Source organism: Streptomyces sp. NPDC043996 (assembly GCF_056435225.1).
Window position 1 is genome coordinate 737,338 of the sequence record NZ_JBWKEY010000004.1, and the last position, 13,307, is coordinate 750,644.

The 13,307-nt window shown below is 73.7% G+C and carries 14 protein-coding genes; 6 read left to right on the forward strand and 8 right to left on the reverse strand.

Annotated elements, in window-relative coordinates:
* Positions 1 to 9: 9 nt before the first annotated feature.
* Positions 10 to 816 (reverse strand): crotonase/enoyl-CoA hydratase family protein, encoded by an 807-nt coding sequence (locus tag AC07A4_RS14070; protein WP_478597387.1) that lies wholly within the window; start codon positions 814 to 816, stop codon positions 10 to 12.
* A 166-nt stretch (positions 817 to 982) separates the two neighbouring features.
* Between AC07A4_RS14070 and AC07A4_RS14075 the strand changes: the two genes are divergently transcribed.
* Entirely contained in the window at positions 983 to 2,590 is a 1,608-nt protein-coding gene (locus AC07A4_RS14075; protein ID WP_478597390.1) for an acyl-CoA synthetase, read from the forward strand.
* On the opposite strand, the gene AC07A4_RS14080 is transcribed toward AC07A4_RS14075, so the two are convergent.
* From AC07A4_RS14080 to AC07A4_RS14090, 3 genes are all read right to left on the reverse strand, one after another.
* On the reverse strand, positions 2,554 to 5,211 hold the full coding sequence (locus AC07A4_RS14080) for a caspase, EACC1-associated type (protein WP_478597393.1): 2,658 nt from the start codon (positions 5,209 to 5,211) through the stop codon (positions 2,554 to 2,556). The two genes, AC07A4_RS14075 and AC07A4_RS14080, sit on opposite strands and share 37 nt — an antisense overlap.
* Complete coding sequence (locus AC07A4_RS14085; RefSeq protein WP_478597396.1) at positions 5,208 to 5,579, reverse strand: effector-associated constant component EACC1; 372 nt, start codon at positions 5,577 to 5,579, stop codon at positions 5,208 to 5,210. Before AC07A4_RS14085 ends, AC07A4_RS14080 begins: the two co-directional genes overlap by 4 nt.
* 194 nt (positions 5,580 to 5,773) lie before the next feature.
* The gene (locus AC07A4_RS14090; RefSeq protein WP_478597398.1) at positions 5,774 to 6,388 is read right to left on the reverse strand and encodes a chorismate mutase; all 615 of its coding nucleotides are present in this window, start codon (positions 6,386 to 6,388) and stop codon (positions 5,774 to 5,776) included.
* 84 nt (positions 6,389 to 6,472) lie between these two features.
* Here AC07A4_RS14090 and AC07A4_RS14095 point away from each other — a divergent pair, with 84 nt between their 5' ends.
* A complete protein-coding gene (locus tag AC07A4_RS14095) occupies positions 6,473 to 6,940 on the forward strand; it encodes a DUF6086 family protein (RefSeq protein WP_478597401.1) in 468 nt (155 codons plus the stop codon).
* 87 nt (positions 6,941 to 7,027) lie between these two features.
* On the opposite strand, the gene AC07A4_RS14100 is transcribed toward AC07A4_RS14095, so the two are convergent.
* The 3 genes from AC07A4_RS14100 to gap all read right to left on the reverse strand — a co-directional run bounded on the left by AC07A4_RS14100 (position 7,028) and on the right by gap (position 9,603).
* Positions 7,028 to 7,573, reverse strand: a complete 546-nt coding sequence (locus AC07A4_RS14100) for a hypothetical protein (protein ID WP_478597404.1) — start codon at positions 7,571 to 7,573, stop codon at positions 7,028 to 7,030.
* Between the two features lie 10 nt (positions 7,574 to 7,583).
* Positions 7,584 to 8,378: an STAS domain-containing protein gene (locus AC07A4_RS14105; RefSeq protein ID WP_478597406.1), complete on the reverse strand. Its 795-nt coding sequence runs from the start codon at positions 8,376 to 8,378 to the stop codon at positions 7,584 to 7,586.
* A 208-nt stretch (positions 8,379 to 8,586) separates the two neighbouring features.
* Positions 8,587 to 9,603, reverse strand: a complete 1,017-nt coding sequence (gene gap, locus AC07A4_RS14110; RefSeq protein WP_478597408.1) for a type I glyceraldehyde-3-phosphate dehydrogenase — start codon at positions 9,601 to 9,603, stop codon at positions 8,587 to 8,589.
* A gap of 123 nt (positions 9,604 to 9,726) precedes the next feature.
* On the opposite strand from gap, the gene AC07A4_RS14115 reads away from it, so the two are divergent.
* A complete protein-coding gene (locus AC07A4_RS14115) occupies positions 9,727 to 10,296 on the forward strand; it encodes a MarR family winged helix-turn-helix transcriptional regulator (protein ID WP_478597410.1) in 570 nt (189 codons plus the stop codon).
* Positions 10,297 to 10,319: 23 nt separating this feature from the next.
* Here the strand turns inward: AC07A4_RS14115 and AC07A4_RS14120 are convergent, their stop codons facing one another.
* Positions 10,320 to 10,772 carry an ATP-binding protein gene (locus AC07A4_RS14120; RefSeq protein ID WP_478597413.1) on the reverse strand — a complete coding sequence of 151 codons (453 nt, stop codon included), beginning with the start codon at positions 10,770 to 10,772 and terminating at the stop codon, positions 10,320 to 10,322.
* 400 nt (positions 10,773 to 11,172) lie between these two features.
* Here AC07A4_RS14120 and AC07A4_RS14125 point away from each other — a divergent pair, with 400 nt between their 5' ends.
* The 3 genes from AC07A4_RS14125 (at position 11,173) to AC07A4_RS14135 (ending at position 13,255) form a co-directional block, all read left to right on the forward strand.
* Positions 11,173 to 12,048, forward strand: a complete 876-nt coding sequence (locus AC07A4_RS14125; protein ID WP_478597415.1) for a helix-turn-helix domain-containing protein — start codon at positions 11,173 to 11,175, stop codon at positions 12,046 to 12,048.
* On the forward strand, positions 12,049 to 12,285 hold the full coding sequence (locus AC07A4_RS14130) for a DUF397 domain-containing protein (RefSeq protein ID WP_478597417.1): 237 nt from the start codon (positions 12,049 to 12,051) through the stop codon (positions 12,283 to 12,285). It abuts the gene before it with no gap.
* Between the two features lie 151 nt (positions 12,286 to 12,436).
* Positions 12,437 to 13,255 (forward strand): SAM-dependent methyltransferase, encoded by an 819-nt coding sequence (locus AC07A4_RS14135; protein WP_478597420.1) that lies wholly within the window; start codon positions 12,437 to 12,439, stop codon positions 13,253 to 13,255.
* Positions 13,256 to 13,307 lie beyond the last annotated feature (52 nt).

A 13,307-nucleotide genomic window follows, 5' to 3' on the forward strand; every position in this document is an offset into this window, starting at 1 on the left:
CTCCTCGCGTCAGGCGCGGCGGTAGACGGGCGGGCGCTTCTCCGCGAAGGCACGGACGCCTTCCCTGGCGTCGGCGGTGTCGAACACGGGCCAGCCGCGCTTGAGTTCGGCGGCGAGGCCCTCGGCCTCGCCCAGGTCGGCGGTCTCGTACACCGAGGCCTTGACGGCCTCGACGGCGAGCGGACCGCAGGCGTTGATCCGCTCGGCGATGGCGAGCGCCTTGTCCAGGGCGGTGCCGTCGGGCACGACATGGCCGACGAGGCCCACGTCGGCGGCCTCCCTCGCGGTGTAGGCGCGGCCGGTGAGCAGCATCTCCAGGGCGTGGGTGCGGGGGATCTGCCGCTGGAGGCGGACCGTGGAGCCGCCGATGGGGAACAGGCCGCGCCGGACCTCGAAGAGCCCGAAGGTCGCGGACGCGCCCGCGACGCGGATGTCGGTGCCCTGGAGGATCTCGGTGCCGCCCGCGACGCAGGCGCCCTCGACGGCGGCGAGCACGGGCTTGCGCGGCCGGTGGTGGCGCAGCATCGCCTTCCAGTGCAGATCGGGATCGGCCTTCAGGCGTGCGCGGTACGGGTCGTCCGCGGCGCCCTCGCCCTGGTTCGCGAGCGTCTTGAGGTCCATGCCCGCGCAGAACGCGCCGCCCGCGCCGGTGAGGACGACGGAGCGCACGGCGTCGTCCTCGTCGGCGCTCACCCACCCGTCGTACAGGCCCACGAGCATGGCGAGCGAGAGCGCGTTCCTCGCCTCGGGCCGGTTCAGTGTGAGCACCAGTGTGGCGCCCTCGCGCCGTACGGAGAGATGTTCCGTGCCAGCCATGGCCGTCCTCCCGTCCTTAGACCTGGAACAGGTTGCAGGAGCGGAGGTGGCAGTTCAAGAGTCTTCTGACAGTCAGTCAGATTTCTTCTGCGCGGGCCCTTCCGCCCTCGGGGCGCCTCTGCTCTGATGACCGGCACACGACGCGGCGCCGGGGTCAGGAGGAGCGGTGGAGTACAACCTTGCCGACCTGTTCGAGTCAGTCGTCGACGCGGTGCCGGACCGCGAGGCGCTCGTGTACGTGGACCACCCCGGCACGGGAGCGGAGCGCCGTCTGACGTACGCCGAGCTCGACGCGGCGGCCAACCGCCTCGCCCACCACCTGCTCGACAGCGGCATCGATCCTGGCGAGCACCTGGGGCTGCACCTGTACAACGGCGTGGAGTACCTCCAGACGGTCCTCGCCTGTCTGAAGGCCCGCGTGGTCCCGGTGAACGTCAACTACCGCTACGTCGAGGAGGAGCTGGCCTACCTCTACCGCGACGCGGACCTCGCCGCGCTCGTCTTCGACGCGGAGTTCGGCGAGCGGGTGGCCGCCGCGCGGCCCCGCGCGGACCGGCTGCGGCATCTGATCCGGGTCGGCGACGCGGCGCCGGGCGGCCCTCAGGCCATCGCCTTCGCCGCGGCCGAGGCGTCCGGATCGCCCGGGCGCGGCTTCGCGCCCCGCTCGGCGGACGACCTGTTCATCATCTACACCGGCGGCACGACCGGCATGCCCAAGGGCGTGCTGTGGCGCCAGGAGGACCTGTTCTTCTCAGGGCTCGGCGGCGGGGCGCCGACGGGCGAGCCGGTGAAGCGGCCGGAAGAGGTCGCCGAGCGGGTGGCGGCCGGGGGCGAGGGCATCACGTTCTTCCCCACCCCGCCCCTCATGCACGGCACGTCCACCCTCACCGCGTTCATCTGCTTCCACTTCGGCCAGCGCCTGGTCATCCACCGCGGGTTCGCCCCCGAGGAGGTCCTGCGCACCATCGAGCGGGAGAAGGTCACCAGTGTGTCGCTGGTGGGCGACGCGATGCTGCGGCCCCTGATTGACGCGCTCGCGGGCCCCCTCGCGGGCACGGACCTCTCCAGCCTGTTCAGCGTCTCCTCCTCGGGCGCGATCATGTCGGACACCGTCCGCGCCCAGTTCACCGCGCTCGCCCCGAACGTCATGCTGCTCAACAACTTCGGCTCCTCGGAGTCCGGCTTCAACGGCACCGCCACCGACGACTCGGGGCCCGAGCGGGGCCTGCGCATCAGCGTCAACGAGCGCACCCAGGTGGTGGACCCGGCGACGCACGAGCCGGTCGGCGTCGGCGAGCCGGGCCGCATCGCCCAGCGCGGGCACGTCCCGCTCGGCTACTACAACGACCCGCGGAAAACCGCGGAGACGTTCTTCCAGCGCGGCGACGAACGCTGGGTCCTGCTCGGCGACATGGCGACGGTCGACGCCGACGGCATCGTGACCGTGCTCGGCCGCGGCTCCCAGTGCATCAACACGGGCGGCGAGAAGGTCTACCCCGAGGAGGTCGAGCAGGCCCTGAAGTCCCATCCCGACGTGTACGACGCGCTGGTCACCGGGGTGCCCGACGAGCACTGGGGCAACCGCGTCGCGGCCGTCGTCCAGCTCCGCCCCGGCGCCGCGCCCCTTGACCTCGCCGCCGTCCAGGACCACTGCCGCGCCCACCTCGCCGGGTACAAGATCCCGCGCGCCGTGGTGTTCACGGACCGCGTCCAGCGCTCGCCGAGCGGCAAGGCCGACTACCGCTGGGCGCGGGCGGTGGCGGCCGGGGGCTGAGGCGACTCCCCCCGCGCCCCCGGGTCCGGGCCGCTGGCGGCGAGGCCGTTCGGGGCCGCTGCCCGGTCGGTGCGGAAGGGGTGCGCGATCGCCTGCGTGGACGGCCCCTCGGCGGCCGCGTCGCGCCGCAGTTCGTGCGCCTTCGCCAGGAGCCGGTGCGCCAGCGCGTGCCGCTGGCGCGCCCAGGCGATCTTCGCCGAGAGGCGGTAGGCGTAACTGAGGCTCGCGGGGTCCCCGGCCGTCTTGAACAGGCCGAGCGCCAGGTAGGCGTGGCGCCGGGCGCCCTGCAGGTCCCCCGCCTTGCGCAGGGCCTCCGCCGCCGACGCGTGCGCGTGCGCGGCGCCATCGCCGTCCCCCTCGGCGGCGAGCAGCCCGGCGGCCCGCTGGGCCGGGGGCGCCGCGGCCGCGTACTGCCCGGCGAACATGTGCAGCGCCGACTGCCCGACGAGGCACTCGGCCAGCAGCTTCGCGTCGCCCGCCGCCTCGAAGCAGTCGTGCGCCTCGGCCTGGAACCGCAGGGCGTACTCCAGGAGGTCGGCGACCAGGGCCCGCTCGGCCAGGTCCATCAGCAGGTTGCCGAGCGGGGCCGGGTCATCGCGTTCCTCCGCACGGCGACGCCCGGCCTCGGCCTCGCGGCGCAGCTCGGCGGCCGCCTCCTGGCGCGTGCTCTCGCCGACGCGCGCCGCGGCCCGGGGCGCGTCGGGTCCGAGGCCGCCGACGAGGGCCAGACAGCCACGGGCGCGTGCGATGTCCCTGCCGTCGGTCTGGCCCGTCGCGTACCGGTAGGCGGCCTCGGCCTCCTCCCGCGCCTCGTCCAGGCGTCCCTCCTCGCGGAAGGCGTCGGCCACCTCGCAGCTCAGGTCGGTGGCCAGGTGCCAGTGGTCCTCGCGGGCCGCGCGGGCGGCGGCGCGCAGCTCGGGGAGCGTGACGGACCGCCAGTCCCGCTCGGCGCCGCCCTCGCGGGTGGTCCGCAGCCAGCGCCTCAGGTGCAGGTACAGCCAGGTCCTGCGCAGTGCCTCGTCCTCGGGAGTGGTGTGCGAGTAGCTCCGGTAGAGGTCGTGGAAGGCGTAGCGTCCTTCGCCGCGCTGGAGGAGGCCCGCGTCGACCAGCTCCTCCAGCATCAGGCCGCAGATGCCGGGCGGGGTGCGGCTGAGGACGGCCGCCGAGTGCCGGTCGAAGTCCGGTCCTGGATGGCTGACGCAGGCGTGCAGGATCCGCCGCTGCGGCTCGTCGAGCGCCTCGTACGACACGGTGAAGGCGGTGCGGACGCGGTCGTCGTCGGACCGCAGGTGCCGCAGCGGCCGGTCCGACTCGCGCATGGCGTCAAGCATCAGGTCCGGCGGGGTGCGCCTCAGCCGGGCGGCGACGGGGTGCAGCGCGAGCGGGAAGCAGCTCAGCATCCGGGCGATCTCGGCGAGTTCCTCGTCGTGTCCGGTAAGGCCGCTGAGGTGGCGCATCATCTCCACCGCGGCCACCGGCGCGAGCGGGGCGAGCGCGTACCGGCGGACGCCGGTTCCGGCCTCGGTGAGCGAGCTGCGGCTCGTCACCACGACGAGCGCGCCGGGCGCGTCCGCGACGGCCGCGGCCACCTGGGCCGCGTCCCTGACGTCGTCCAGGAGGACGACGGGGAGGCCGACCGCCGGCTGGCCCGCGCGTTCGCCGGTGAGCCGCCCGCACAGTTCGGCGGCGAGCGCCGACTTGCCCACTCCGGGCGGCCCGTAGAGGACCAGGGCGCCGGGCCCGACCGCGGCCTCTTCGGCCAGCTCCCGCAGCTCGCGGTCACGGCCGAACAAGCGCTCCACCGTCGACGGCCGCGCGGGGACGGGGGCGTGCGGCTGCTCGCGCCGCCCGCGCGGGCGGTAGGCGGGGTTGTGGAAGACGGCGATCCGTTCGCCTGAGTTGTGGGCGCCGAGCTGTGGGTGCTGGGGGTGCTCGCGGCTGCCGAGGAGGTGGTGCAGCCGCCCGTGCAGGGTGCCGAAGTCCAGTACGGGCCCGGCCTCGGGCAGTCCGGTCCGCACCAGGGAGACCAGGGCTCCGGTGAAGGCGGTCAGTTCCTCCTCGGGCGGGGAGTAGGCGAGTTCGGTGGCCGCGCAGGAGGTGAGCACGCAGACGCCGTCGATGTCGGCGGCGCGCTTCAGGAGCGTCTCCGGCCTGCCCATGCCGCCCTCGACGGCCGCGCCGCTGAAGCAGCAGTCGAGGACCACCGCGCACTTGAGGTGGCGGCGGCGGTACGCGGCGTGCACTTCGTCGCGGACGTGCGCGTACGGCAGCGCGCGCCACATCTGCCGCTCGTTGGAGTCGCGCAGGGCCAGATGCAGTTCGGTCGGCCGGTCCGGGTGCAGCAGTCCGTGTCCGGCGTAGTAGACGAACAGGGTGTCCTCGGCCTCGTGGGCCGCCTCGTCGATGGCCAGCATCACGTCGTCGGCGCTCGCGTCGGGGCCGAGCACGCGGCAGCTTCCGGGCGCGAGGCCCCAGACCGCCTCGTCGCGCAGCGCGCCGCGCAGGGCCAGGGCGCTGCGCCGCACCGCGGGCAGGGGGGCGAGCCCGGACTCCGGGGTGTAGGCGTCCACCCCGATCAGCACCGCCCGCGAGGACTCCCGGGCGGACAGGCGCACGGTCATGTGCCGGTCTGCTCCCGTCCGCCGCGCACCCGCACGAGGCGCGCTATGTCCTCGGGTGTTCCCTCCAGTACGGTGCCGTCGCTTTCGATGACCCGTACCGTCGGCGGTGGCGTGCCCGGCGCGCGCCGCCAGGCGGCCACGGCCACGAGCAGCCCCAGCAGGCCCACCGTGCTGTCGACGACGGCGGTGACCGTTTCCAGGCCGCCCATCGCGCCGGGCGGCCCGGGCGTCCCCGTAGGGATGTGCGTCGGGATGTGCGTCGCTTCGATCTCGACGCCCGCCCGCGCCACCGCCGGATCGCGCCGCAGCCATCCGGCCAGTGCGCCGGCGCCCGCGGCGCTCCCCGCGTCGATCCAGACCTCGCCCACGCCCAGTCCCCCGCCCTCGCCTCGCGCCGGTCGAGTCTTCAGGGTCGCATGTTCCCTACAGGGAACGGGAGTTGTCGGACCGCGCCCGTTCCCCGACGGGCGACATCGCGCCATGGGGATCGGCTACGGAACACACTGCGACCGCACCTGATCAACACCGGTCATCGAGGGGGCGCTTCCGCGCGGCGCCGCGCTCACGCGCAGACGGACGGCAGCGCCCTGCGCAGCGCGGCGGCGTGCGGGGCGTCCAGGCCCCGCTCGTGCCGCACGTGCGCGGCGGCCGCGGTGAGCAGACCGCCGCAGTACGGCGCGGTGCGCGCGGGGCCCGCCGCGGCGAGGGCGCGGACCAGGGCGTCGTTGACGCGGTTGATCTCCTCGCGCACCTGGCCGAGGTCGGGCCGTTCGGTGGGCACGGAGGCCGGGTCGGCGTCCCAGCGGCGGTGCAAGGCGCGCTGGACCTGCTTGTTGGCCTCGATCTGGTCGCGGAAGACGCGCACGGTCGCCTCGGGGTCGCCGCCCACCGCCGCGGCCTGCCGCGCCACGGCCTCCAGGACCTGCCGCTCCCGCGCGGGGTCGTCGACGGGGCTGCCCGTGCCGTACTTGGCGGCCGCGACGAGATCGGCGGTGGCCAGGCGCCGGGCGGACAGCGCGACTACGGTGCGCAGTTGGTCGTACGGGCCCGCGTGGGCGGACGCGGTGGCCGCCGCCCCGGCCCCGGGAGCGGCGACGGCACCGCCTCCGCCCAGGAACAGCACGGCGGCGGCACCGCCGACGGCCAGCAGACGTCCTCCGCGAAAGACTCGGCGCACAGTGTTCCCCTCGCTACGGGTGGAGGGTGGGAAGTTCATGATTCCGATCACCCTGGGTCACCGCCCATCGTACGATCTTGGCCGTTGACCGCGCTGCCCGCGACCCGACCCGAAAGGCCCCCGGTGAGCCAGTACTTCGACATGGGCGACGAGACGCTGTGGAACCCCTCGAACGGGGCGGCGCGCCTCTTCCTGCGCCAAGTGGCGGTCTTCGAGGAGGAGCTGGGCGTGCCCTCCGGCGTCGGCCCGATGGAGAACGACGAGGCGCAGATCGACCGCGCCGTGTTCGGGGCCTTCGTCAACGCCCTGGTGGCCCACCATCGCAGAACGCACCACGCCGTCGTCCTCGCCCTGACGGACGGCTTCCTCACCACGGTGCTCGCCCTGGCCGGGCGCGCGGGCGTCGACGTGCGCTGGGCCGCGCCCGGCGGTGAGGGCGAGAGCGCGCAGTGCGACGTACAGGTCCCCGCGGCCGAGCGGCCGGAGCACGAGGACTGGGTGGCCCGGCTCCAGGAGCGAACCCGGGAACTCGACCGCTACATGGCACGCTGAATACGCCGAGTCGCGTCGAGTACGCCGAGTGCGTGGCACGCTGAGTCACCGGAGGGCCACGGCGCTGGGCGGCGTGCGGGGGCGGGGTCAGGCGCGCGGGGGCGCGGCCGTGGTCGCGTGGAGGGCCTCGCGCGCGATCGCCACGAAGGCAAGGACGGCCTGCCAGAACGGAGCGTAACCGGCGTCGAAGCGCTCCTCCGCGCCCTCCTCGCCCCGGATCATCGCTTCCAGGGAGCGGTAGTTGGCGGTGGTGGTCCGCCGCAGCCGGTTCGCGGCCTCGGCCACTTCGGGCGGCCCTTCCAGGTCCACCACCCAGACGCGGTGGCGCAGCAGGGCGTAGGCCTCGCGCAGCCGCAGCCGCAGGTCCTTCAGGGCGTCAACGCGCGCCTCCCCGGCGAGGTCGCCTGGGAGGTCGGTGACCTGCCAGTACAAGTCCCCCATCCGCTGGGCCTGTTCGATGACGTCGACGTAGGCGCCGCGCCTCGCCGCCCGCAGCCGGTCGGCCTGCTGGCTCTCCGCCGCGGACTCCGCCTGGATCCGCGCGGCCCGGGACGTGCCCCTGCTGGTCACCCAACTCGCCACCACGGCGGTGCCCGCGGTCAGGACCCCGACCCAGAGGGTGTTGTCAGCCATGGGGCCAGTGTCACAGCAGGCACGAGGCGCGGCACAGCCGTACCAGCGCGGCGCGCCGCTCGGCGGTCCACCGCGTGGCCTGGTGCTCGTGGACGGAGACCACCCCGATGAGCGCGCCGTCGAGGGAGGTGACCGGCACGGAAAGCACGGCGCCCGCCTCCGCTTCGGCCAGGACGTCAAGGGCGGGGGTCCCCAGGAAGATCGGGCTGCTGACGACCTCCTCGACGAAGACCGGTTCCCGGTCCTCGGCCGCCACACCGCAGGCGCTCTCGCGGTCGGCCACGGACTCGAAGTAGGTCAGGAACGGGTGGTGGAAGCCGCGTTGCGCGACGATGCGCAGCAACCCGCTGGCGGGGTCGTGGAGCTGGGCGTTGCCGAGGGGCGCCGCGGTGATCTGGAAGACCGCGTCCAGGACGCCGGACAGCAGGTCGATCCGTCGCGCGCGTTCGGCGTCGGACAGCGGGGCCCGCGCCGCGGGGCGCGCGAGCAGCCGGGCCTCCGGTTCCCCGCAGGCGCGCAGGGCGCGCACCACCGCGCTGTGGGCGCGCTCCACCACCACGTCTCCGCCCGCGGGCGTGCCGCCGTGCCAGTGGTCCATCAGCAGCCGCACCCCGGCCGTCCCGCAGAACAGCACCCGGCTGAGGTCGAGGCCGACGCGCCCCGGCCGGGCCCCGGCGCGCTCCAGCGCGCGGGCGAGGACGGGGGCGGTCGCGATGTCCAGTTCACCGGCGACGTGGATCGTGACGCGCGCACCGCCGCCGCTGACCGCGATCCGCACGTTCCGCGACGGCTGCGACCACTCCACGCCCGCCTTGCCTTCCCCGGATGCCCGCGCTCCGCTGCTCGGTGCCGATCGCCTCACGCTAGAGGCCATGGCGCGCACTCCGTCGAAACTCGCCCGACCCGATCCGGTTCAGCCCCGGCGGCGCCGGATCCGATCGCAAGCGTCGTCCGAGGGGGCGCTTGTGAGCACGCGCGCCCTCCGGCGTGGGGCGCTCGCGGCGAGCCCCCCGCTAGAGCGTGGCTCCCACGCGCAGCGCCAGGTCGATGAGGCGGTTGGCGTACCCCCATTCGTTGTCGTACCAGCCGACGACCTTGACCTGGGAGCCGAGGACACGGGTGAGCGGGGCGTCGAAGACGCAGGAGGCGGGGTCGGCGACGATGTCCGTGCTGACGAGCGGGGCCTCGCTGTACGCCAGCAGTCCCCGGTACGCCCCGGCGGCGGCCTCGGCGTACGCCCGCGTGACCTCCTCGACCGTGGTGGGCCGCAGGGTGGTGACCGTCAGGTCGGTGACCGAGCCGGTGGGAACGGGCACGCGGAACGCGAGCGCGTCCAGCCGCCCGCGCAGTTCGGGCAGGACCAGGCCGATGGCCTTGGCGGCGCCGCTGGAGGTGGGCACCACGTTGAGGGCGGCGGCGCGGGCGCGGCGCGGGTCCTGGTGCGGGGCGTCCTGGAGGTTCTGGTCCTGGGTGTAGGCGTGGACGGTGGTCATCATGCCGGAGTCGATGCCGACGGCGTCGTGCAGCACCTTGGCGAGGACGCCCAGGCAGTTGGTGGTGCACGAGGCGTTGGAGATGACGGTGTGGCGCTCGGGGTCGTACGCGTCGTCGTTGACGCCGAGCACGATCGTGACGTCCTCGCCGGTGGCCGGGGCGGCGATGAGGACCTTCTTCGCGCCGCCGTCGACGTGCGCGCGGGCCCTGGCCGCGTCGGTGAGGACGCCGGTGGACTCGATGACGACGTCCACGCCCAGGGCGCCCCAGGGCAGCGCGGCGGGGTCGCGCTCCGCGAGGACGGTGAAGCGGGCGTCCCCGGCGCGGATCGCCGCGCCCTCGGCGGTGGTCTCGGCGGCGACCTCGCCGGGGAACCGGCCGAGGACCGAGTCGTGGGCCAGCAGATGGGCCATGGTCGCGGCGTCGCCCAGGTCGTTGACGGCGACGATCTCCAGATCCTCGCCCCGGGCGGCCGCCGCGCGGAACACGTTGCGGCCGATGCGCCCGAAGCCGTTGATGCCTATGCGAACGGTCATGGGGTCCCTCTCTCACGCGGACGGGGGCGTGCCGTGCCCCGTCCCGTGCCGTGCGGGGCTGGGCGGGGCACCCACAGGAGACATCATAAGCAGCTTATATAAGTGACGCGATACATTTCTCCGGTGAGCGAGACACGGCGGGACGAGACACAGCGCGACGAGACACGGCGGGACGAGGCACAGCGGGACGAGGCACAGCACGACGAGGCGCCTGAGCGGGCCCGATCCGGGGCCGACGCCGACGCCGGTCTTGACGCCGACGCCGGTCTCGACGTCGACGCCTTCACCGCGGCCCTGGAGAACTTCAACCGCTTCTACATCCGGCTGCCCACGCTGGAGAAGCTGCCCTTCACCACGCTGTCGGTGCTCGACACCCTCGCGTTCGGGGGCAGCCCCAAGCGCCTGACGGAGCTGACGAAGACCGAGCAGATCACCCAGCCCGCGATCACGCAGCTGGTCACGCGCCTGGAGCGCGACGGTCTCGTGGAGCGGCGCCCCGACCCGAGCGACGGCCGCGCCGTCCTCGTCCACATCACGGAGGAGGGCCGCCGGATCGGCCGCTCGCGCCACGAGGACCGCACCCGGCACCTGGAGCCCCTGGTCGCCCGGCTCACGCCCGAGGAACGCGACGCCCTGGCCCGGGCGTTGCCCGCCCTGACGCGCCTGGCGGAGCTGGGGCGGGGCGAGCGGTAGCGCCTACGCGCCGTCCGCCCGGACTACCGGACCACCGGCGACAACTCGGCCCACACGACCTGACCGGCCCCGTCCCCGGCGTCCGTCACCCCCCAGTCGTGAGCAAGGGCGTCGACCAGGGCGAGGCCGCGGCCACCCTCCCGGTCCGGGTCCGGGGCGCACCAGGTGGGGACCGTGGCGCCGCGCGCCTGGTCCTCGACCTCGACGCGGAGCCGTCGCGCGTCCACGCACACCCGGCACAGCACCTGGTCGCTGAAGGTGTGCGCGATCGCGTTGGTGACGAGTTCGGAGACCATGAGGACCACGTCGTCGCCCACGTCCTCGGGGATGTCCCACGCGGCCATCCGGTCGCGCACGTGCGCGCGGGCCGCCCGCACCGACGCGGCCACCGCCGGTAGCCGGAACACCGTCGCCCGGTGCCCGGACGGCTGCCCGGGCGCGTGCTGCGCAGGCGTGGGGTGGGTGGGGGAAACCACGGGGGTCGCCTTTCGTTCGCCGTCGCCTCACCGGCGGCGTCGGTCACGCACCGCGCGGTGTGCGGCGTCGCGTGCGCACGACCGCCCCCGCCCGTCGCCGGGTCGCGGAGGTGGTGGTCGCGAGCCGACGTCACCGCGTGTACATCACAGCGGCGGCCCAACCGGGCCGAATCCACTGCGACGGGCTGCCAACTCCCGGACATTCCATGGTCACTTGGTGTCCAGTGACAGCAGGCCCACTGTGACACCTGTGAAGAGCGAACTGCAACCACTGAGTTGAAAATTTCAATTCGTAAGGCGCATGCTGCTCACAACAGCCGATGATCGTGACAGACTGCGATCGCGGCACAGGCGCGTGCCCGTCCTGGTACGGGTGCGGTTCGGGGTCGGGAGGTGGGGCGTGTCGGCGGAATCCGCTTGGGGCGGTGCCCCTTCGGTCCTGCGCATGATCCTCGGCAGACAGCTGGAGGGCCTGCGCACGCGCGCCGGGCTCACGTACGAGCAGGCGGGCGAGGCGATCGGCGTCAGCCACTCGACGATCAGACGCCTGGAGGCCGCCAAGGTGGCGCGGCTGCGGCTGTCCGACGTGGAGAAGCTGCTGCGCACGTACGGCGTCGGGGAGCAGCGCGAGATCGACACCTTCCTGGAGTCGGCCCGCGAGGCCAACAAGCGCGGCTGGTGGCACACGTACCGCGACGTGATGCCGGACTGGTTCGCCGCGTACCTCAGCCTGGAGCAGGCCGCCCACCAGATCCGCGCCTACGAGGCGCAGTTCGTGCACGGTCTCTTGCAGACCGAGGACTACGCCCGCGCCCTGCTCGGCGCGGGCAACCCGCACGCCCCGGCCGAGGCCACCGAGCGCCGGGTCGCCCTGCGCATGCAGCGCCAGGAGCTGCTCTCCCGTCCCTCTCCCCCGCACCTGTGGGTCGTGATGGACGAGACCGTCCTGCGCTGGCCGGTGGGCGGCGCCGCCGTGATGCGGGCGCAGATCGACCATCTGATCGCGGTCACGGCACTGCCGCACGTGACCTTGCAGATCATGCCGTTCAAGAACGGCCCGCACCCGGCCATGCGGGCGGGCGCGTTCCACATCTTCCGGTTCAAGGCCCCCGAACTGCCCGACATCATCTACCTCAACGGCCTGGTCGGGGCGGTCTACCTCGACAAGGGCGACGACGTGGTGGTGTACCGGGAGGCCCTGGACCGGCTGGGCGCCCAGGCGGCGCCCGTCAGGAAGACCGAGGCCCTGCTCGGCGCGATTCGCAAGGAGCTCTGAGTGCACCATTCCCCCCGCACCGGCCTGCCCGCCCGCGACCTGGGCGTCCAGGGCTGGCGCAAGCCGTGGAGCGACGACGCGGGAGGCGCCTGTGTCGAGGCGAAGAAGCTGCGCGACGGGCGGGTGGCGCTGCGTCAGTCGACCGACCCCGACAGCCCCGCACTGATCCTCACCCCCAGTGAGATCGCCCGCTTCCTCGCCAGTGTGAAGGCGGGCGAGGCCGACTTCCTCTGCTAGCACCACCAGCACCATCGGCACTATCGGCACCACCAGTACTACGAGCACCACGGCCCTTCGGGGCCCGAGGTCCCCGTTCCCGCGCGGCCCCGGCCGTTCCCGGAAGCGGCTCACCGGACGACAGCACGTTCACGACCTGACAGGAGCAGCCGTGTCGCACGACGACGGATGGCCGGCCGACCGGATCGACACCGAGCACGCGCACTCGGCGCGCATCTACGACTACATCATCGGCGGCAAGGACTACTACCCGGCCGACAAGGAGGCCGGGGACGCGATGGTCCAGGAGTGGCCCGCGATGCCCATCCACATGCGGGCCAACCGCGACTTCATGAACCGCGCGGTCCGCTACCTGGCGCGGGAGGCGGGCATACGGCAGTTCCTCGACATCGGCACCGGCATCCCGACCTCGCCGAACCTGCACGAGATCGCCCAGTCGGTCGCCCCGTCCTCCCGGGTCGTCTACGTCGACAACGACCCCATCGTGCTCACCCTCTCCCAGGGACTGCTCGCCAGCACCACCGAGGGCATGACCTCGTACATCGAGGCGGACATGCTCGACCCGGACACCATCTTGGGCGCCCCCGAGCTGCGCGAAACGCTGGACCTCAACGAGCCCGTCGCCCTCACGGTCATCGCGATCGTGCACTTCCTCCTGGACGAGCACGACGCCCCCGGGATCGTAAGCCGCCTCCTGGAGCCGCTGCCGTCGGGCAGCTATCTGGCCATGTCGGTGGGCACCGCCGACTTCGCGCCGGAAGACGTGGGCCGGGTGGCCCGCGAGTACGCGGCGCGCGGCATGCCGATGCGGCTGCGCGGCGAGCGGGAGGCCGAGCGGTTCTTCCAGGGACTCGACCTGGTCGAACCCGGGGTCACGCAGATCCACAAGTGGCGCCCGGACGGCACCGACGGTGGAATGATCAGGGACGAGGACATCGCCATGTACGGCGCGGTCGCCCGCAAACCCTAGTTTCCCGCCTGGCCCGAGGCGCCCGCTGGTGCGGCCATGACGCCTCGTACGA